This is a genomic window from Bradyrhizobium forestalis, from assembly GCF_002795245.1.
GTDB classification, from domain to species: domain Bacteria; phylum Pseudomonadota; class Alphaproteobacteria; order Rhizobiales; family Xanthobacteraceae; genus Bradyrhizobium; species Bradyrhizobium forestalis.
The window spans coordinates 1-19,268 of the sequence record NZ_PGVG01000022.1; the positions used below are offsets into that span (position 1 = coordinate 1).

At 63.5% G+C, this 19,268-nt stretch carries 22 protein-coding genes, 1 tRNA gene and 1 pseudogene; 12 read left to right on the forward strand and 12 right to left on the reverse strand.

Features of this window, described 5'->3' with window-relative positions:
- Nucleotides 1–148: 148 nt before the first annotated feature.
- A complete protein-coding gene (locus tag CVM73_RS23820; protein WP_146006650.1) occupies nucleotides 149–697 on the reverse strand; it encodes a hypothetical protein in 549 nt (182 codons plus the stop codon).
- A gap of 323 nt (nucleotides 698–1,020) precedes the next feature.
- Nucleotides 1,021–1,251 (reverse strand): hypothetical protein, encoded by a 231-nt coding sequence (locus CVM73_RS23825; RefSeq protein ID WP_146006651.1) that lies wholly within the window; start codon nucleotides 1,249–1,251, stop codon nucleotides 1,021–1,023.
- Nucleotides 1,252–1,648: 397 nt separating this feature from the next.
- Here CVM73_RS23825 and CVM73_RS23830 point away from each other — a divergent pair, with 397 nt between their 5' ends.
- Complete coding sequence (locus tag CVM73_RS23830) at nucleotides 1,649–2,101, forward strand: VOC family protein (RefSeq protein WP_100234295.1); 453 nt, start codon at nucleotides 1,649–1,651, stop codon at nucleotides 2,099–2,101.
- Nucleotides 2,102–2,390: 289 nt separating this feature from the next.
- Complete coding sequence (locus CVM73_RS23835; RefSeq protein ID WP_100234296.1) at nucleotides 2,391–3,029, forward strand: glutathione S-transferase family protein; 639 nt, start codon at nucleotides 2,391–2,393, stop codon at nucleotides 3,027–3,029.
- Nucleotides 3,030–3,240: 211 nt separating this feature from the next.
- On the opposite strand, the gene CVM73_RS23840 is transcribed toward CVM73_RS23835, so the two are convergent.
- From CVM73_RS23840 to CVM73_RS23850, 3 genes are read right to left on the reverse strand one after another with little or no spacing between them, the layout of a single operon-like run.
- Entirely contained in the window at nucleotides 3,241–3,417 is a 177-nt protein-coding gene (locus CVM73_RS23840) for a hypothetical protein (protein WP_100234297.1), read from the reverse strand.
- A 6-nt stretch (nucleotides 3,418–3,423) separates the two neighbouring features.
- On the reverse strand, nucleotides 3,424–3,681 hold the full coding sequence (locus CVM73_RS23845; RefSeq protein WP_100234391.1) for a hypothetical protein: 258 nt from the start codon (nucleotides 3,679–3,681) through the stop codon (nucleotides 3,424–3,426).
- Between the two features lie 58 nt (nucleotides 3,682–3,739).
- Entirely contained in the window at nucleotides 3,740–3,994 is a 255-nt protein-coding gene (locus CVM73_RS23850) for a PilZ domain-containing protein (RefSeq protein ID WP_100234298.1), read from the reverse strand.
- Nucleotides 3,995–4,219: 225 nt separating this feature from the next.
- Here CVM73_RS23850 and CVM73_RS23855 point away from each other — a divergent pair.
- A tRNA-Glu gene (locus CVM73_RS23855) sits at nucleotides 4,220–4,294 on the forward strand.
- 81 nt (nucleotides 4,295–4,375) lie between these two features.
- Here CVM73_RS23855 and CVM73_RS23860 read toward each other — a convergent pair.
- Both CVM73_RS23860 and CVM73_RS23865 read right to left on the reverse strand, forming a co-directional pair.
- Complete coding sequence (locus CVM73_RS23860) at nucleotides 4,376–5,563, reverse strand: 6-phosphofructokinase (protein WP_167407024.1); 1,188 nt, start codon at nucleotides 5,561–5,563, stop codon at nucleotides 4,376–4,378.
- Nucleotides 5,564–5,614: 51 nt separating this feature from the next.
- Complete coding sequence (locus tag CVM73_RS23865) at nucleotides 5,615–6,829, reverse strand: fructose-1,6-bisphosphatase (protein WP_283809940.1); 1,215 nt, start codon at nucleotides 6,827–6,829, stop codon at nucleotides 5,615–5,617.
- Nucleotides 6,830–7,089: 260 nt separating this feature from the next.
- On the opposite strand from CVM73_RS23865, the gene CVM73_RS23870 reads away from it, so the two are divergent.
- The 6 genes from CVM73_RS23870 to CVM73_RS23895 all read left to right on the forward strand — a co-directional run bounded on the left by CVM73_RS23870 (nucleotide 7,090) and on the right by CVM73_RS23895 (nucleotide 12,240).
- Nucleotides 7,090–7,743, forward strand: coding sequence for a hypothetical protein (locus CVM73_RS23870; RefSeq protein WP_100234301.1), 654 nt, complete (start codon nucleotides 7,090–7,092; stop codon nucleotides 7,741–7,743).
- A 181-nt stretch (nucleotides 7,744–7,924) separates the two neighbouring features.
- Nucleotides 7,925–8,551 (forward strand): PilZ domain-containing protein, encoded by a 627-nt coding sequence (locus CVM73_RS23875; protein WP_100234302.1) that lies wholly within the window; start codon nucleotides 7,925–7,927, stop codon nucleotides 8,549–8,551.
- A 104-nt stretch (nucleotides 8,552–8,655) separates the two neighbouring features.
- The gene (locus CVM73_RS40470; RefSeq protein WP_167407019.1) at nucleotides 8,656–8,928 is read left to right on the forward strand and encodes a hypothetical protein; all 273 of its coding nucleotides are present in this window, start codon (nucleotides 8,656–8,658) and stop codon (nucleotides 8,926–8,928) included.
- A 296-nt stretch (nucleotides 8,929–9,224) separates the two neighbouring features.
- Nucleotides 9,225–10,265 (forward strand): PrsW family glutamic-type intramembrane protease, encoded by a 1,041-nt coding sequence (locus tag CVM73_RS23885; RefSeq protein WP_100234303.1) that lies wholly within the window; start codon nucleotides 9,225–9,227, stop codon nucleotides 10,263–10,265.
- A gap of 74 nt (nucleotides 10,266–10,339) precedes the next feature.
- Entirely contained in the window at nucleotides 10,340–10,918 is a 579-nt protein-coding gene (locus tag CVM73_RS23890; protein WP_100234304.1) for an HdeD family acid-resistance protein, read from the forward strand.
- Between the two features lie 236 nt (nucleotides 10,919–11,154).
- Nucleotides 11,155–12,240, forward strand: a complete 1,086-nt coding sequence (locus CVM73_RS23895; protein ID WP_100234305.1) for a 3-deoxy-7-phosphoheptulonate synthase — start codon at nucleotides 11,155–11,157, stop codon at nucleotides 12,238–12,240.
- Between the two features lie 71 nt (nucleotides 12,241–12,311).
- On the opposite strand, the gene CVM73_RS23900 is transcribed toward CVM73_RS23895, so the two are convergent.
- The 3 genes from CVM73_RS23900 to epmA are packed head-to-tail and all read right to left on the reverse strand — an operon-like array spanning nucleotide 12,312 to nucleotide 14,756.
- Nucleotides 12,312–12,569, reverse strand: a complete 258-nt coding sequence (locus CVM73_RS23900; protein WP_100234306.1) for a hypothetical protein — start codon at nucleotides 12,567–12,569, stop codon at nucleotides 12,312–12,314.
- Nucleotides 12,570–12,612: 43 nt separating this feature from the next.
- Complete coding sequence (locus CVM73_RS23905) at nucleotides 12,613–13,707, reverse strand: lysine-2,3-aminomutase-like protein (protein ID WP_100234307.1); 1,095 nt, start codon at nucleotides 13,705–13,707, stop codon at nucleotides 12,613–12,615.
- Nucleotides 13,704–14,756, reverse strand: coding sequence for an EF-P lysine aminoacylase EpmA (gene epmA / locus CVM73_RS23910; protein ID WP_100234308.1), 1,053 nt, complete (start codon nucleotides 14,754–14,756; stop codon nucleotides 13,704–13,706). Before epmA ends, CVM73_RS23905 begins: the two co-directional genes overlap by 4 nt.
- A 162-nt stretch (nucleotides 14,757–14,918) precedes the next feature.
- On the opposite strand from epmA, the gene efp reads away from it, so the two are divergent.
- The 3 genes and pseudogenes from efp to CVM73_RS23925 form a co-directional block, all read left to right on the forward strand.
- Nucleotides 14,919–15,485, forward strand: coding sequence for an elongation factor P (efp, locus tag CVM73_RS23915; RefSeq protein WP_028177546.1), 567 nt, complete (start codon nucleotides 14,919–14,921; stop codon nucleotides 15,483–15,485).
- 44 nt (nucleotides 15,486–15,529) lie between these two features.
- On the forward strand, nucleotides 15,530–17,131 hold the full coding sequence (locus tag CVM73_RS23920; protein ID WP_245452416.1) for a M23 family peptidase: 1,602 nt from the start codon (nucleotides 15,530–15,532) through the stop codon (nucleotides 17,129–17,131).
- Between the two features lie 85 nt (nucleotides 17,132–17,216).
- Nucleotides 17,217–18,191 (forward strand): annotated as a pseudogene (locus CVM73_RS23925) (DUF808 domain-containing protein); the annotation flags it as partial.
- Between the two features lie 41 nt (nucleotides 18,192–18,232).
- On the opposite strand, the gene CVM73_RS23930 reads toward CVM73_RS23925, so the two are convergent.
- Complete coding sequence (locus CVM73_RS23930; RefSeq protein WP_100234310.1) at nucleotides 18,233–18,736, reverse strand: cupin domain-containing protein; 504 nt, start codon at nucleotides 18,734–18,736, stop codon at nucleotides 18,233–18,235.
- Between the two features lie 21 nt (nucleotides 18,737–18,757).
- Complete coding sequence (locus tag CVM73_RS23935) at nucleotides 18,758–19,237, reverse strand: carboxymuconolactone decarboxylase family protein (protein ID WP_100234311.1); 480 nt, start codon at nucleotides 19,235–19,237, stop codon at nucleotides 18,758–18,760.
- Nucleotides 19,238–19,268: the final 31 nt, after the last annotated feature.

A 19,268-nucleotide genomic window follows, 5' to 3' on the forward strand; every position in this document is an offset into this window, starting at 1 on the left:
ACCCGCCTGATCGCCTTCAATTTGTAGGCCGTCGGAAACTGACGGTTCTTTGCTCGTACTGCCACAGGTCATCCTCAAAATGCCTGTCACAGGAATTATCGTGTCTCACTTAAGGGGGGCAGTCCAGCACGGTCACCGCAAATTTCGTCTAATCCGGCAGACTTTGACCTCGCAGGAAATTCAAATCGGTTACGGTGTCGCCACAAAGCTTTGTAAGAGCTTTGACTTCTGACAAGCTGAAGACGTTTTCACCGTGCTCACCGCGATCAAACTCGTCGATGTATTCCAAGTTCTGTTTAACGACGCCAACCCGGTAGGCCTGTCTGTGCTGACCATAAAACGCGCCCTGCCAGGTTTCGCCGTGGACCAAGAAATTCCGCTTGGAATGTATCTCTTTCAGGTTTCGATAGACCCGATCGACTATCGCTCGCTTCTCCGACGGAACGCCGGCGAACTCGACCCATTCCTTGAACCAACCGACTTTCGGTCCGAACGTCTTCTGGGAATATTCGTCGAATAGGCGCTCGATCGGTGCCTCGTTGATAACATCGACGTACAGCAGCATCGTAAATTCAACGCGGCCCATCTCCGTCAGAAATTCGCCGAGAGCTCTATTGAGCTGGTCAACGCTTCGCTGTGCGCGAACCTTGGCACGCCGCCGCCTGCGCGCACGCTTTGTTAAACGACTGCTAGTCATTGTCTCTTCTACGGTATCTCTCCTTTCCTGCTACCACTAATTGAACCTGATTTGTTGAGGAAATACCGGGATTCCGGAGACCGAGCACCAAATTTATTCGCTATTGCCAGTTCGCTAACTTGCGGCTGCGAGCGTGCTCGGCGGGCAGCGGCAATCGAGTGCACAGTCAACGTAGTTCTGAAGATTCCAGAATGCCGCCCCGACCTCGAGAGGTTGAGCGGTGACGCAATCGAGATAATCAAAGCCTCGCCGCGAGACGTGTAGCTTCAGTTCACGAAAGCACTGCTGACGGTTTGTCGGGGAGGATCCCGACTGGCCGCAGATCAGGGCAGCTTCCATGCCGCGATGACTAAGCCAGTAACCGTAAATGCCGTCGTAAAACACCATTGCCAGTGTTCTAGATAGAACTCGACCACGGTGTGCAAGAGCTTGGACGTCCAGTGGCGCTCGGAGCGACCTTGGATAAAGATGACCGGGATTCCCGGGACATTCTTCGGCGGTACGTATTCCCCGTTCCACCAGCGCTGCCACCACCGTCTTACGTAATCCTTCATGCGAATCTCCATGACGCTGACCATGGCCATGGATACCGAGCTGTTCTTGAATGGTCAGATATATGTCGGGTTTATCCGGGCTATTCGACCTATTCACAGCTAAAGGGATGTCCCACTTATCCAACTAATCCACAGACCGGAGGGCTTGCCTTTATCGAATACCCGTCTTCGGCGTTATCCTCTCTCACACCGAGGGGCGTTAAGATGGCTGCGGACAGAGACATGGCCGATGCTGACTACCGAGCCAGAATTCTGCACTAACCCGCCAAAACAAGGTGGGTCAGAACCCGCACATACCCTGCGTATGTGAGTGCCCTTCACTACATTTTCCTGCTATCTCTCGCCCGCCGTCCCGGCCCAAAGCAAAACCCTCCGTCCGTTCCAGGGAGCAACAACCATGCGATACCTCCACACCATGCTGCGCGTGCGCAATCTCGATGTCGCGCTGAAGTTTTACCAGGATGCGCTGGGCTTGAAGGAGGTGCGGCGGATCGAGAACGACAAGGGACGCTTCACGCTGGTGTTCCTGTGCTCGGCGGACGATCTCGAGGCCCTGAAGAAGCAGCCGCAGACGCGCGGCGCGCCGCTGGTGGAGCTCACCTACAATTGGGACGAGGAGAAGTACGGCGAGGATCGCTTCTTCGGCCATCTCGCCTATGAGGTCGACGATATCTACGCCACCTGCGAGAAGCTGATGAAGGCCGGCGTCACCATCAACCGTCCCCCGCGCGACGGCAACATGGCCTTCGTCCGTTCGCCGGACCTGCACTCGATCGAGCTGTTGCAGAAGGGCGAGCCGAAGCCGCCGCAGGAGCCGTGGGCATCGATGCCCAACATCGGCCATTGGTAAGGCGCCTGTCAGGAACAACGCCGCTGGCCCCACGTTCTCTCTTCAACGAAGCCGATTGGAGGAGGATGCGATGGCGAGAGGGCTGTTGCTGTGGATGCTTGGCGTGCCGATCCCGGTGATCATTCTGTTGTGGCTGTTCTTCGGCCGCTGACCGTCACGTTGAACTTTGCAATGGAAGCTCCGCCGCGTGCGGAGCTTTTTGCATGAGGGGCACGATGCAATCGCGCATCGCTCGGCGTGCCGAATTCCGCTATCACCCGCAGCATGCGACAATGCGGGGGATGCTTTGATGCCTGACACCAAGCTGACGATCTGGGGCCGCGCCAATTCGGTCAACGTGCAGAAGGTGCTGTGGTGCCTCACCGAGCTTGGCCTCTCCTACGAGCGCATCGATGCCGGCATGCAGTATGGCAAGACCCGCGAGGCCGAGTATCTGGCGATGAATCCCAATGCGCGGATCCCGACGCTGGTCGAGGACGACTTCGTGCTGTGGGAGTCCAATTCGATCATGCGCTATCTCTGCCTCGCGCACGGCCGCGGCACGCCGATCTACCCTGATGCGCCGAAGCAGCGCGCCTCGGTCGACCGCTGGCTCGACTGGACGCTGTCGACGGTGCAGCCGGTCGACCGCCCCGTGTTCTGGGGCATCGTGCGCACGGCGCCCGCCGAGCGCGACATGATCCAGGTGCAGCGCGATGCCGATGCCGCCGCCGAGGTCTGGGCCATCGCCGACCGCCTGCTCTCCTCGCGCCGCTTCATCGAGGGCGAACAGTTCACGCTGGCCGACATCGCGATCGGCTCCTATGCGCGGCGCTGGCTCGGCGTCGAAGGCATCAGCCGGCCGGCGCAGCCGCACCTCACCCGCTGGCTCGCCGAGCTCGGCAAGCGGCCCGGATTTGCGCAATTCGTCGCACCGCCGATGTCGTGAATGCTGGCGCGGCGTAAGCTGCGACGATCGCGCGGGGAATCGGCGTCGGAGCAAGCCGCGCGACCAATCGGCCGCATCTTTCGACGATGGCATCATACCCCTGTTTTGCCCGACGCATCGAGATTAATTTCGCAAAATCCAAATTACGAAAAACCTAAGCTTTTGCCGTGGCTTGGCTACTGTGCATGGGGTTGTTTTCGCAGTTTTTGTTTTAGGCCCCTAGCGGCCAGCCGCGCTCGACCAGCAGCACGCAGATGATCAGCAGCAGCGTCACCACGGCGGTGGCGAGGCGCGCGATCCAGCCGAGGCCGCGGCCGACCCACCACAAGAGCGCGCAATACATCAGCACGGGGACGAGGATATCGAGCCGCACCAGATCCGGCGCCATGGGCCATCAGCGCCGGATGGAGGTGTCGACGCTGATCGAGCCGCCGACCTTCACGCAGGTCCCGGTGCCCTCGACCATGACGAAGCGCGGGCCGTAGGAGGCGCACGAGCCCGCCCTGACCTTCCCGGCCGCGCCGTTCAGCGGCAGCGTCCTGCCGGTCTCCCTGCCCGCCTGCGGCCGCTCGGCAGGCGGCAGGCGCAGGCTCTCCGCCGCGGTCGCGGACGTAGCCAGCAACGAGATCAGGATGAGGAGCGGCGTGCGCATCGCCGCCTTGTAGCCCGGACCGGTGCCGCGCGCCATCGGGGCCGTCCGGGTCCCGTGGTCAGATGAACTTGACGCCGGCCGACTTGCCGCGGCGCCAGACCACCTGGCAGCTCCGCCCGGTGCGCGCGTCGCGTGCGAAGGCCATCCGGATCACGCCCGGAAGCTGGCTCGCGTCCTCGTCCATCGTGATCTTCGCGCCCGTGTCCGAGATGTCCTGGACCAGGCAGTGCCGCGCGGCGAAGCCGCCGTCGAGCGTGATCCAGGCGTGCCGGGACAGCAGCTTGCGCTCTGCGCGCTTTTTCGGCGGTGGCATTGGCGAAAATCTCCCCGTCCAGCGCTACGCAGGGAACCCTAAGAATCCGTTGAAATCGCCTCCGGATGATCCCGGGGCCGGCGCTGTCCACCGGAGCCAAAAGTCCGTTCCCGAACGGCTTGCCCGGGAGCGCAAAGGCCACTATACGTTCGCCCGCTGCAAGCCGCCGGGCACTGTTCGGCCGGCCAGCGGCCGTGCTGCGGAAAGCGGCGGGGCCCTGCGTTTGCTCCCTTCGTCTATCGGTCAGGACGCCACCCTTTCACGGTGGAGAGAGCGGTTCGATTCCGCTAGGGAGCGCCAAATTTCCAAGACATCTTTGATTTCCAAGACATCTTTGATTTCGTTTCGATTTTTGCGCGACTCGCAAACCAATATCCCTGCTCAGGACGCACGGTTGAGGAAGATCGGCAGCCCGCGCTTGTTGGAATAGAGAGGACGATAGCGCTCTGTGTTGTACGTGCTGGCGACGTCCAACACGCGCGGTCCGAGCCTGGCGTCAGGGATGGGTACAAGGTCGTAGCGGCCCTCGACCAGCGCCGACATGAGGCCTGTCTTACCTTCCAGGATGGCATCGTAGGCCATGTTGCCAAAAGTCAGGGCGACCAGCTTGTCGATGAAATCAGGATCGCCCGATCGCAGATCGTAGGTGAGATCAGAGACGATGGTCTCCTCGCCGGCGCGCCGCTTGATCTCGTCAGCAAGCGCTTCGGCGACGCTCGCCCTCTTGCGGTGACCGTAAGCGTCAGGCTCGCCGTATTCCTGCACCTTGTAGCCATCCCACTCCGCTCCCTCGCTGAGCACGATCAGCGCATAGTTGCTTGGGTTGGCGCGTTTCTCCTCGCGCAGCAACTCAATCAGCTTGCCAAGATTGACCTTGTACTCCGGTACCACGCATCGGATCGAGGTCGCGTACGCGGTATAGAGTGCCGTAAATCCGGCATCGCGGCCAAAGATGCGGAAAATGCCAATCCGCTCGTGTGAGCCGATAGTGGTGCGCTGCCGCTGGATGGCATCGCTGGCGCGGGTGATCGCGGTCGAGAAACCGATGCAATACTCGGTGTTGCGGACGTCGTTGTCCATCGTCTTCGGGATGGCGATGATCTTGACGCCGAGTCCGTTGAGCTTGTCCGCATAACTAAGTGTGTCGTCGCCGCCGATTGCGATGAGGTGCTCGATGCCAAGCCCCGATAAGTTCGCCAGTACCTGGCCGGTGACGTCCCAGGTCTTGGTTGTGACGCCGGCCTTGGTACTCTCCGAAATTGGAAGGCCTCGGCCGGCCAGATGATCGGGCAGCTTTTTCATTTTGGAGGGATTGGTGCGGCTCGAGTGCAGCACGGTGCCGCCGCGTCGGTCGATGACGCGCGTATTTTCCCGATTGAGCGGGATCAGGTAGTGGGATTTGCTGGCGGGGTCGTCCAAGTTCAGGTGCGTGAGGGCCTCCCAACCGCGCCGGAGACCGACGACCTCGATGCCGTCCTCGCTGCCGCGATAGGTCACGGTCTTGATGATTGCGTTGAGGCCGGGGACGTCGCCGCCGCCGGTGAGAATGCCGATACGTTTTCTCGCCACGCCCACCTCCCAGCATTAGCATGTCGCAATAGCGCCCGCGTCACACGTTCTCTACTCGGCCGCTTCCGGCTTGCGCTCCTCGCGCAGCCGAAAACGCTTCAGGAGTGCGGATACGGTGTCGCGGAAGCCGCCATACTCCAATTCGGAATAGGGCAGCATCGCAGCGCCGGACCAGCCTTGGCTGCGCATCTCGATTGCCTTGCTTTGCGCACGCCGGCGCACCTCGTCCCAGGCCGGATTGTCGAAGAAATCGGTATAGGACTCGGAAAAGCGGCCTTCCTTGTCGATCGAGAAGCCAGCGCAGGAAACGATCGGCAGGCAGTACATGCCAGTCACCGGCGTATTAAGCGGCACCGGCATCAGCGGCATCACGTGCGAGCCGCGTGCATCCCCACCCACGAAATGTGCCTTGGCGAAGGGCGAGACGATCTCCTCGGGAGCCGGGAAAATTCCCTGGTTCCTGATGATCGCGACCGGATCATCCTTGCCGGTATACTTGCCTGCGATTGCGTGAAGACGTTGCGCCGACACCGCGGCGGCAACCTCGCCATATGTTTGAGAAACGATGCGGTCGATGCCAAAACGCTCGTTGTCTCGGAGCAACGCGGCAATGTGGTAATTGTCAGCAGGCGCGTCGAGTTCGATCACGCTGTCGCCCGCCGTGCAATCCATGTCGATGACATGGAAACGGAATCCCTTGATCATCGGGGGCAGCATGAGCCCCGCGCAATACATGGGATCAGCGAAGGCGAGGTAGAGCGGCAGGTTGTAGGCGCCGGGGCCGCATTTGTCGGCGGCGAACACCATGAACGACTCCGCGGGCCTCCGGCCCGATAAGTGCTCGAAGCTGAGTTCGGCGACGCCCGGGCCGGCACCGCGAATATTTCCGGAAGGCGCGTCTGCGAGAAGATCCTGACCGGCGCCGTAGAGACCGGAAGTCTTCGCAACCGAAGTCGCCGCGAGAAACGTCTTCCAGGCGAATTGATGGACCTCGGAGCTGCCTTCGCCCCGCGTGTGCGTCATGATGATCGCGATGTCGTCGCCGGTGTGGCAGACGAAGCCGTCGATCAAAAGACCAGTAGCAATCGCCTTCCCGACTTCGACATCGACAGCCGCCATCATGTGTGAAGACGGTTTCGTATGCCCTCCAACAGAGCCAACGTCCGCCTTGATGACCGAAAGAGTGAGTCTCATAACCGTTCCTCCCCACGCAGGCTTGCGCCTCGGCCTCGGCGCTTGCTGCGCCGGGGCGACGGCGCTGCTCATTCACGGCAAGAACTCTCTGGTGTTGCGATAGGTTCCAGCGTTGAGTTGATAGCTCTCCGCAACTGAGTGAGCGGTCCTGCCCATTTGCTGCAGGCTTTGCCTTTTAGAAAAGTGGCAAACCAGTTGAGTTCGTTCGCACATCGCCCTTCGCTAGGAAGCGCCAGCTGCGAGGGCTCGCCAGGGGCGACAAATCTGCCGCCGCGACATGAACCTCCCCGCCTCCAACCTTCGACCAACGTCCGATCGGAACCGGTAGGCCCATGGAGCAGCGCGAGACCATCCCGAAAGGCCAGTCCGGCGCTGCCTCGGAGCCGCCGTCCTGGATGCATCGTACGGCCCCCTATGCGCCGGACCGGCGTGCCAAGATGCTGGAGCATATGGCGCGCGCCAGATCGCTTCCGCAGCGCCAAGCCCCGGCTGCGCAGTCGCCGCTCGCGGCCGGCATGACCATTCTCGGTGATGCCTACGGCTACGCAGTCCTGTTCGGCATCATTGCGCTGCTCTTCCAGTCCCGCGTTCCTCTCTACCTCGGCGCGTTTCTTTTCCTGACCGACGGCACGCGCATCGAAAGCGCGCTCGCAGCGATCGGTATCAGGCTCGAGCCCGATACGATCGGGCCCGATATCGTTAAGGGCTCCGTGTTCTGGTTCGCCTGGATCGCGCTGCTCGTGTCCATCAGAGGCTCCGTCCCGGCCTGGCTCGCGGCGTGGATGCCACCAGCCCAGTCATGGTCCGCGATCGCTGGCATCGCTCTTGAGCTCGCCATGGTCGATGCGCTCACGACATTGACTATCCGGCGCACAGTTCCGTGGTTCGGCCTGGCGATCAGGCCAGACGGCCTGATCTGGACAGGGATCAAGCTCGTCATTCTCGTCGGTGCGCTGGCGCTGCTGGTGCTGCTCGGGGCGGTCTGAACGCCACCGCCCGGATTACCCGATGACGACGTTGTGACTATCCGCCGCGCGTTATCGCGCGTCGCCGGGCCCCGTGCATTTACCGGAAATTTACCCCTGCTCATGTGCGCCGGTATCAATTGCTTAGAGTTTCGCCGCTACCGTGGAACTACGGGAATGATCCAAAAACAGATTGGCGCACATGTCCGTCGCAGAGTTCCTCAGGCAGCGAGCAGTTGACCTTGCGGTGAGCGGCAGCTACTCGCTGCCCCGCTGGTACGATTGCGAGGGCAAGCTCCGCAGCTTCGCCTGCCGAACCAAGCGTGTCTCGCCGTTCCGGATGATCGTGGACGTGCCTGTCGTCGGCAAGGTCGGCGAGCGCGTGACCTCCTACTTCCAGGATTTCGGCGAGTTCCAGTGCACCATCAGCGCGACACTGAAGGCGGGCTTCCTGATGGAGCTCGAGATGACGCGGGCGCGGCGCGCCTGGATGTCGGAAAAGCTGACCTGGCTCGAGAAGAAGCAGAAGGATGCCAGCGTTCGCGAGCTGCGGCGTGACGCGCGTTTCGTTCCGCAGGTCTCGCACACCGTCCTGACCCTCGCGGACGGCAGCAGTCACCCGTGCTTCATCATCGACGTCTCGACGGCCGGCGTCGCGGTGTCCTCCGAATACGATCCGACGGTCGGAACCCCGCTTGCGGTCGGCGCCTGCGTCGGGCGGGTGATCCGCAAGTTCGACCACGGCTTTGCGGTCAAATTCGCCGAAAAGCAGAACCGGGACGACCTCGACCGCCTGATCGTCCGCACGCCCTTGCTGAAGTCGGCCTGACCCTCGGCCTCGCTGCCCTATAGCGGCCCCAATGCCGGATCAGCTTTTGCAGGTCTGTGCCTGGTGCAGGACGTCATTTTGCAGACTTGCGATCGGGGGACCGAATGGCAGTCGACAAGATCACGGCTGATAAAATCAAAGTCGGTAAGATCACCTGGGACAGGGTCGGCCGGGTCACCGAGCCCGGACGCTACATGTACACGTTCGGCTGGCTCACCATCACCGCCGGCGATCTCGAGATCTGGAAGCGATACCCACAGGCCGCGTTCACGCTGCTGGTGCAGCATTCCGAGTCACACGAGTCCGTCGGCGAGGAATTCCATCTCGGCGCCTTCGACGTCGCCCCCGACGCACCGACTCCGATCACCACGCACTGAGCCGGAGAAGCGCGGGGCCGCCGCCGGACCGCGTGCGCCATGAATCGAAGAAACCTGCGTATTTCCTTGATCTGGCTCGCCAATCTCGATCCCTTATCTGGCGCGCGGTTGTTGCCATGGATGACGAGCATTCCTTGTCATGCAATTGATCGCGCTTGTATTCTACTTCTTGTTGGTCCGCGGCGCCGATGAACGGAAGCTGTCGCGCGCGTTAAGCGAGCCGACAGCTGGCGCATGACACATGGTCGCATCGGTGAGCGTAGATATGCGGATCAAGGGAACCTATTTTCGGCGCAATGTACCTGATCGAAGCGCTACCCACCGTCATTGGAACTGCCGCGATCGCCCCGGCGCTACTCATGCTGTGGCTTGTCATTGCCGCCGAAGAGCGCCCCGGCCCGCCGGCCCAGGTCTGGACTGCCTTCCTGTTAGGTGCGGCCAGCATTTCGCTGCTGGGCCTCGCCCGCGCCCCCTTCGCCAAGATGGTCGCCGCCCCCGACGACCCCTGGGCGGCGCTGGCCATGCATTCGATCTTCGGCGTCGCGCTGCCTGAGGAGGCCGTCAAGGTGATCGCCATCGTGCTGGTCTCCTCGACCAAGCGGCGGACCTTTGCCAATCCGATGGACACCGTGGTTTATGGCGCCGCGGTCGGCCTCGGCTTCGCCGCCTACGAGAACCTCGCCTATCTGGTCCAGCACGCCGAGATGTGGCGCTCGCTGGCCGCCCTGCGCAGCGTGCTGACCGTGCCATTCCACGGCGCGCTCGGCATCATTGCCGGCGCTTACCTGACGATCGCGCGCGCCGGCACGGCACTGGGCGCGAACCGCCACCATCGCGATTGGGCCCGTCTCTCCAGCCGGCTATTGATCTTCGTCGGCCCGCTCGCCCTGCATTCGGCCTTCGACTTCCCGCTGCTGACGCTTCAGCGCATGCCCGATCTCGATCCAACGCTGCGGATGTGGCTGGGTGCCGCGAGCCTCCTGATCGGCTTCAGCTCGATAGCCTTCGCCATCCGCCTGGTCCGGCGCGTCGCGCGCCACCATGCGCCGCGGACCGATGTGGCACGCGAGCGCCTCAGCCAGTTGCGGCGGATGTGGGCGTTGCTGCTGGCCGGCGGCGGCATCGGCTTTCTCGGGCTCGCCTTCGTGCTGACCTCGATCCATCACTGGCTGATCAATCCCGAGCGCAACCTGACGCTGGCCCTGATCCCGATTGGTTTCGTCTCGATCCTGCTCGGCCTCGCGCTTCTGATTGTCACAACGGCGATCTACATTCTCGGCCGCAACCGCATCCGCACCAGCGCGGAGGGTTTTTCCTCGGCGCCCGGCGGTGGCTGAGGCGCGGGGATGGCAAGCACGGTGCGCAGCTATTAGATTGAGTCGCATGGGCGGCTTACGGGATCGAGGCCATCATGACATCGCCTGAGGAATTTTCACGGCTGCAATCCGCGATGAGCCAGGCGGTCAAGGCGCATTGGAAGGCCTTCTTGTTCGAAGGCATCCTGCTCGTGGTTCTCGGCGTTGCCGCATTGATCCTCCCGCCGCTCGCGAGCCTTGCCACCGCGATCTTCCTCGGCTGGATGTTTTTGATCAGCGGTATCGGCGGACTGATCGCGACCTATTGGGCGCGCAGCACGCCAGGCTTCTGGTGGTCGCTGATCTCGGCCGCGCTGGCCGTACTCGCCGGTATGCTGCTGCTGGCCCGGCCGATGCAGGCCGTGCTGACGCTGACCATCGTGCTCGGCGCCTATTTCCTCGCCGAGGGCGTCGCCACCATCATGTACGCACTGGAGCACCGCCGCGAGTTGAGCAGCCGCTGGTCGTGGCTCCTGATCTCGGGCCTCGTCGACATCGCGATCTCGTTCATGGTGATCACGGGACTGCCGAGCTCGGCGGAATGGGCGATCGGCATCCTCGTCGGTATCAACCTGCTGTTCGGCGGCGCCACCCTGATCGGCATGGCGCTGGCGGCGCGCAAGAGCAACACCTGAGACGCCTCATCGCGCCCTGCGCCGTTTTGGGGGTGACAACCCGGCAGCGGCACGCTATATGGCCTGCCATGATCACCGTCGCCACCAGCTATTTTTGGTATTTTAGCTACGACAGCTCGCTGGCGGCGGGAGGATCGCGCTCAATCTGACACATTGCAGCAAACGTCCGAACAAGCCGCCAGACCTGGCGGCTTTTTTATTGGCCGGCAGGTTTCCAACACAGACAGGAGCCAGCCGTGCTGAGCACGACCGACGATCTTCGCATCCGTGAACTGAAAGAACTGAGCACGCCGGAAGAGGTCATGCGGGAGGTCCCGCGTACGCTCACCGCAACACGCGTGGTGATGGCCGCCCGCAACGCCATCCACGCCATCCTGAGCGGCCAGGACGACCGTCTGCTGGTCGTGGTCGGCCCCTGCTCGGTGCACGATCCCAAGGCCGCGCTCGACTACGCCGAGCGCCTCGCACATCTGCGCGAAGACCTTGCCGACCAGCTCGAGATCGTGATGCGGGTCTATTTCGAGAAGCCGCGCACCACCATCGGCTGGAAGGGCCTGATCAACGACCCCGATCTCGACGGCAGCTTCGACATCAACAAGGGCCTGCGGCTCGCCCGCAACGTGCTGTCGGCGGTGAACAATCTCGGCCTGCCCGCGGGCACCGAATTCCTTGATATGACGACGCCGCAATACATCGCGGACCTCGTGTCCTGGGCCGCGATCGGCGCCCGCACGACCGAGAGCCAGATCCATCGCGAGCTGGCCTCCGGGCTGTCCTGCCCGGTCGGCTTCAAGAACGGCACCGACGGCAATGTGCGGATCGCGGCGGACGCGGTGAAGTCGGCCTCGCATCCGCATCACTTCATGGCGGTGACGAAGCTCGGCCGTTCGGCGATCGCCTCGACCGCCGGCAACGAGGATTGCCACATCATCCTGCGCGGCGGCAGCAAGCCGAACTACGATGCGGCGAGCGTTGCGGCCGCCTGCAATGAATTGACCAGATCCGGCGTCGCGCCGCTCGTGATGGTCGATGCGAGCCATGCCAATTCAAGCAAGAAGCCGGAGAACCAGCCGCTGGTGATGACCGATATCGCAGGTCAGATCTCGGGCGGCGAGAGCCGCATCATGGGCGTGATGATCGAGAGCAACCTCGTTGCCGGTCGACAGGATGTTGTGCCGGGCAAGCCGCTCACTTACGGCCAAAGCATCACCGACGGCTGCATCGACTGGCCGGCCACGGCAACCGTGCTCGAGCAGCTCGCCGACGCGGTCGAGATCCGCCGCAACACCCGGCGCGCAGGGCTGCACGAGCGGTCGGCGTAAGGCATGACGAGGCGAAGTGTCAGTCGCTTGCTCCGCTCCTCACCTCTCCCCTTGCGGGAGAGGTGAAAGCCTCAGCAGCCGCGGCAGATGCTCTTGATCTTGCGATCGAGCTCCGCGTCTTCCTTGTTCGCGGGTGTATTCGGGTTGCTCAGGTTCTTCTCGCTCGGCACATCGGCCGCGCGCGGCTGGCGGTGGCCGACGGGCGCCGGCAACACCGTTCCCGGGATCGCGCCGCCGGATGTCGATGATCCCTTGGAACCGCCGGTCTGTGCAACCGCAGCGCCGCCGAGCAAGACCACGAGCGATGCTGCCAGCATGATCTTTTTCATGTCCGCTTCTCCATTCTCAAACCGGCTCGCATTTCAGCCCCGCTCATTTTTCGGGGGGATAGAGATGAACATCGCCGCAATAATCCACGATACGATAGCGCGTTTCGGCTCCCGCTTCACGCGCATCGTCTGCGATATTTTGTGCCACCGACACATAATTCGGACCGACCGGTGATTTGCCGGCGCCGCCGGGAATATCGATGACGTAGTCAGGCTGACACAGCCCCGACACTCGCCCGCGCAACTGCCGCATCAAATCCTGTCCCTCGGCCAGCGTCGTTCGCAAATGCACGGTGCCCGGCGCGAGATCACCGTGATGCAGGTAATAGGGCTTGATCCGGCATTCGACGAAAGCTCGCATCAAATCCGACAGAGCGGCGATATTGTCATTGACGCCGCGCAAGAGCACGGACTGGCTCACCATGGGAATACCGGCGTCGACGAGACGCGCGCAGGCGGCGCGCGCCGTTCCGGTCAGCTCCCGCGCATGGTTGGCATGCAGCGCAACCCAGGTGGTGGCTCCCTCGACCTTCAGTGCCGCAACCATCTCCACGCTGACGCGCGCGGGTTCGGCCACGGGCACGCGGGTGTGGAGACGGATGATCTTGACGTGATCGATTGCCGCGAGGTCGGCCATGATCTCGCTTATCCGCCGCGGCGACAACATCAGGGGGTCGCCGCCGGTCAGGATCACCTCCCAGATCTCGCCATGCTCGCGGATGTAGTCGATCGCCGCGCGATAGGCGCCGTCCGAGAGCGCATTCTCCTTGCCGGGCCCCACCATCTCGCGGCGGAAGCAGAACCGGCAATAGACCGCGCAGACGTGAACGAGCTTGAACAGCACGCGGTCGGGATAGCGGTGCACGATCCCGGAAACCGGCGAATGCGGATGGTCGCCGATCGGATCGGCGCTCTCGCCCGGCTGCACGTCGAGCTCGGCCGCGGTCGGAACGAACTGCCGCGCGATGGGATCGTCGGGATCGGTCGTCTCAATCAGCTCGACCAGATCAGGCGTGATCGCCACGGCATAGCGCGCGGCAACGCGTTCGAGCGCCGGCAGCGCCGATGCGGGAGCCAGGCCCTCGGCCACCAGCTCGGCAGGCTCGCGCAGGGTGCGTGCAAGATTCGTCTTCGTCATCTCTCATCCGCAGGCGGTGTCCAGACCACCTGATCAATTCGTGTTGCACCGCTCGCCAGCATGACCAGCCGGTCGAAGCCGAGTGCGACGCCACTCGCCTCCGGCATTGCGGCAACCGCGGCCAGAAAGTCCTCGTCGAGCGGATAGGCTTCGCCGTAGCGGCGCTGCTTCTCCGTCATCGATTCCGTGAAGCGTTTTCGCTGCTCCTCGGCATCGGTCAGCTCTCCAAAGCCATTGGCGAGCTCGACGCCGCACGCATAGACCTCGAAACGCTCGGCGACCCTCGGATCGTCCGCTTTCACCCGCGCCAGCGCCGCCTCTGGAGATGGGTATTCAAACAGGATCGTCAAACGCCCCTGCCCCAGACGCGGCTCGACATGCTCGACCAGGACCTTGCTGAAGATATCCGACCAGGTGTCGTCCTCGGCCACACGGACCTTGCCGCGGGCGGCCGCGGCGAGCGCGGCACGGTTACCCTCGCCGCCCGAAATTGTCGACAGCAGGTCGATGTCGGCGAAGCGCTCGAAGGCGCCCGCCACCGTCAGGAGTTCCGGCTCGGCGAAGGGATCGGCGGTCCGGCCGCGGAAGGAGAAGGTCCCGATCCCGGTCACCTGCGCCGCACGGGCGATCACGACGACGCAATCGGCGATGATGGCGTCATAGGGGGCGCCTGCCCGGTACCATTCCAGCATGGTGAATTCGGGCAGATGCAGGTCCCCGCGCTCGCGGTCGCGGAACACCCGGGCGAACTCGAAAATCCGCATCTCGCCTGCCGCCAGCAGCTTCTTGCAGGCAAATTCCGGCGAGGTCCGCAGGTATCGGTTGGTCCGGCTGCCGTCGGGCCGCATGATTTCGGTCCGGGGGGCATGCAGATGGGTCTCATTGCCCGGGGAGACCTGCAGGACCGAGGTTTCGACCTCAACGAAGCCCTGTTCGGCGAAAAAGCCCCGCAAAGCTCCGGTGACGGCGCTCCTGGCCTGGAGGAACGGCCGGCGGTCGAGGTGCCGCGAGGGCGACCAGAACGGCGAGATTGGCTTGTCCCCAGCCATTAACCGACTGCCCCAACCTGCAGCAAAGTGCTGGCATCCAACGGCAAAATCAGTATGTTGCGGCCCGAAACGGGCGCCGAGGTCCGATTTGAGGCCCCAAGTCCCCCATCAATTTGACCACGTCCTGGCCGCAGCCGGGCCAAGCAAGCAGGAAATACAGCTTTGAGAGTCATCGCCAGTTCTATTCGCAAGGGCAACGTCATCGAGCAAGACGGCAAGCTTTATGTCGTCGTGAGCGCCGAGAACATCCATCCCGGCAAGGGCACCCCGGTCAGCCAGATCGAAATGCGCCGAATCTCGGACGGGGTAAAGATCTCCGAACGCTACAAGACCACCGACCAGGTCGAAAAGGCCACGATCGAAGAGCGCAACTACACCTATCTCTATGAGGATGGCGACGGCTACCACTTCATGAACCCGGAGACCTACGACCAGGTCCAGGTTTCCAAGGACGTGGTCGGCGACGCCGCCGCCTATCTTCAGGAGAGCATGACGGTCAAGCTGTCCATGCACGACACCAACCCGGTGTCGATCGCCCTGCCGCAGCGCGTGACGCTGGAAGTGGTGGACACCGAGCCCGTGACCAAGGGCCAGACCGCCTCATCCTCCTACAAGCCCGCGGTGCTTTCCAACGGCGTGCGCACCACCGTGCCGCCGCACATCACGGTCGGCACCCGCGTGGTGGTGATGACCGAAGACGGCTCCTACGCCGAGCGCGCCAAGGACTAAGCGAGCAATCGAGGATCGGAACAGGTACCGCCGGGGGCGAGACAGTGGGCAGGGAGAGTTTCCGCTTCGTCTCGCCTCTCCTGGCGCTGCTGTCCCTCCTTATTGCCGGACCGCTCGCTGCGGATGAATTCCGCAGCTCCTCGCTCACGGCCCTGCGCGTCGACTGGCGCGCGGCGCTCGATCAGCTCCGTATCGAGATCAATGGCCACCCCCAGATTGCGGGCGACTTCATCTTCGCACCGCGCCGTTCGGTGCCGCGCTACGATCCGCGCGCGATGCCCGCGCTGGTGCAGCTCAACGCGATCTCCTCGCACTTCTTCACCGGCATTACCCGAAGTCCCGTGCCGGTGCTGCTGCCGTTTGACGCCGCCGCGTACCTCGAGGCGCAGCGCAGCGGCGTGCCGGTGACGCTCGCGCTGTCGCGCTACCAGGCTGACTTCAATCCCGTCGAGATGTTCGATGCCGGTCCTGCCGGCTACAGCGCGACCTTCTCGTTCGAGCCTGGCGCCGGCGACGGCATGCCGAGCCGAGTGTTCGCAAGGCCCGTCGAAGTGCAAATCACGGGCTCAGCGCTCGTCTACGACATCGCCGATCCCGCCGGCGGCAAAGGCGAGCCAGTCAAGCCGCTCGCGGCAACCTACCCGGATCTGCGCAAGTTCATCCGGGAAGGCTATGTTCGCTACGCCTTCACCCGTTTCGGCGTCGCCTATGTGGTGTCGATCCAGTGCCTCGACAGCGTCGCCAGACCGCGGCGACTCGCCTGCAAGGAGGCCTATCCGGTTGCCGAGCGCTTCCTGAAGGCGCTGCGCGTCGCAGGCGGCCAGCGCATGCGGCCGCTGACGGACATTGCCTCCAATGTCATCGATCGCCCCGCGGCGCGTTCACCGGATTTCAGCTACCGGCCGAGCGGTGACATCATCCCGAACACCGGCTACCGCAAGCAGGGCGGCCATCCCGACACGATCGCCTATGCCCAGATCCGCTTTCCGCTGGAGAAGGCGCCCGCCTTCGTGCGTTCGCAATCCTATGGCAAGCGCGACAAGAGCGAAGGTCTGACCGCCTATCCCTGGCGCGACAATTTCTGCGAGTCGCGCAGTTTCGAGGTGTGGCAATGTGGTGGAGGCTACGGCCACCAGGGCGAGGATATCCGCGCCGCCGACTGCCCGCCGCCCGGTGAAGGCCGCGAGCCCTGCGATCCCAAGCAGCGCGGCGTCGTCGCGGTACGCGATGCGATCGTCATCCGCGGAGCCAAGGACCAGGCCGCGACGCTTCAAGTCAACAGCCGCACCGAGCACATCCGTTTCCGCTACATGCACATGAATCCGCAGGTGATGAACGCCGATGGCGTGCTCAATGGCCGCATCGTCACCGAAGGCGAGAAGATCGGTGTGATCTCGAACTATCTCGACCACCCCGCCGGCACGTCGATGCACCTGCATTTCGACGTCCAGGTGTTCACCCGCGACGGCTGGATCTGGGTCAGCCCTTACGTCACGCTGGTCTCTGCCTATGAACGCCTGATCCGCGCCCGCGGCCGCGAGGTCGGGCCCGACATTGCGGGGGCCCCACAGCCTGTGGCGCATGCGCTGCCCGAGGACGTGCTCAAGCCGGACCTGCGCGAGGGATCGAGCGGCGAGGACAATTGACGGCTTGCTCGTTCCGATGCCCCGGGCGGTGCAAGAGTGTGTTGTCGCGCACACCACCGGCCCGAACGAAGAAGGGACAGGGTTGATGAGTGTCGGACTGATTGGTCTTCTCGATGATATCGCGGCGATTGCAAAGGTGGCAGCGGCCTCGCTCGACGATGTGGCGAGCCAGGCGGCCAAGGCGGGCACGAAGGCGGCTGGCGTGGTCATCGATGACACGGCCGTCACGCCGAACTACGTCATCGGCTTCGCTTCGAAACGCGAACTGCCGATCGTCGGTAAGATCGCGGTCGGATCGCTGCGCAATAAATTGCTGATCCTGCTGCCCATTGCCCTGCTGCTTGGTTATTTCCTTCCCGCCGCGGTCACGCCATTGCTCATGCTAGGCGGAGCCTTTCTCTGCTACGAGGGCGCCGAGAAGGTGCTTGAGGCCATGCTGCCGCATCACGCGCACCACCACGAGTCTCAGCTCCAGCCGATCGCGTTGAATGCCCGATCCGTCGAGGACGAGAAGGTCGCGAGTGCCATCAAGACCGATTTCATCCTGTCGGCGGAAATCATGGCGATCACGCTGGCGGCCCTCCCGGCGGGCAGCATCTGGACGCAGGCGCTGGTGTTGGCGCTGGTCGGCCTCTTCATCACCGTTGGGGTCTATGGCGTGGTCGCGCTGATCGTGAAGGCGGACGATGTCGGCGTGGCCCTTGCGCGCTACGACGGCGCCTCTGTCATTGGCGGCGCGATCCGCCTGCTCGGACGCGCGCTCGTCCGCGGCATGCCCTCCTTCCTGGCGGTGCTGAGCACGATTGGCACCGCCGCCATGATCTGGGTCGGCGGCGGCATCATCCTGCACGGCATTGAAAAATACGGCCCGCCCGCGATCGGCCGCGCGGCGCATGCCGCGACCGAGGCTGCCGCGCATGTCCTTCCATCGGTTGCCGGCATCATCGAATGGTCGGTCGAGGCAGCCATCTCAGGCGCACTTGGACTGCTTGTCGGCGCACTTGCAATTCCGGCAGTCGAATACGGTCTCGCGCCGGCATGGAAACGGTTGAGACGATCGAGGTCGACCGGAACACGGCGGTTGCGGATTACGAGTGCCAGCTACTCCAAGAACGTCGTGAGCTGGGCGCCCTCATCAGCCACGAACACTGCGATCAACTCCGCAGGCTCGGTCGCGCTGGCATTTGCCGAGACGAGATGCGTCGAGCCGGGCGGTTCGAAGAAGGACTGGCCGACGCCGAACGTCTCGACCGGGCCACCGCCGAGCTGCGAGCGGATCTCGCCCTTGGTGATGTAGGCCGTCACCGAGCCCGCGTGACGATGCGGCCGCGAAAACCCGCCCGGACCATAGGACACGCGCACGATGGTGACGCGCTTGCCCGGGACGTTCGGCAGCGCGTAGGAGCCGATCGGCTCGACCTTGTCGAGCGGCGAACTCTCCGCCGCGGTGGCGCAAAGCGGGGCCAGCACGCCTGAGACGGTGTCCATCGTCACCGGCAGCGCCTTGCCGATCGCAAGCGCGCAGGCGAGCCCTGCGACGACGGCGAGCGTCGTCGAACGCGACGGCGCCGGACACTGCACGGCAGCAAAGCTCATGGCTGTCATCGTGATCTCCCCTTGTCTCCATCAGGATGCAGCGGCGGCCGCTGCGACCGGCCGCTTTGCAGGCGTCCAGCGAAACGCCGCGCCAAAGCGGTTCCAGACGTTGATCGAGGCAACCGCTGACGTCAGGTACGTCAGCTCAGTCTCGGAGAATTCGCCAGACGCTTCCGCGTAGACCTCCTCGCTGACGCCGTCGGGCAGGCAGGTCAGCGCCTCGGCCCAGGCCAGCGCAGCACGCTCGCGCGGCGAAAAGATCGGCGCCTCGCGCCAGACCGCGACCAGATGGAGCTTGTCGACGGGAACCCCGATCCGTTCCGACAACAGGACGTGATGCTGCACGCAAAAGGCGCAGCCGTTGATCTGCGAGGCGCGCAGCTTGACCAGCTCGAGCAGCTGCTTGTCGAGGCCGGCCTTGGCCGCGAGCTGGCCCAGCGCCAGCACCAGATCGTACGCATCGGGCGCGATCCGCTTGAAATCTTCATATTCGCTGCGGGCGTGTGACATTGCCGCTCACCTCGTCTTATTATAAGTGTGC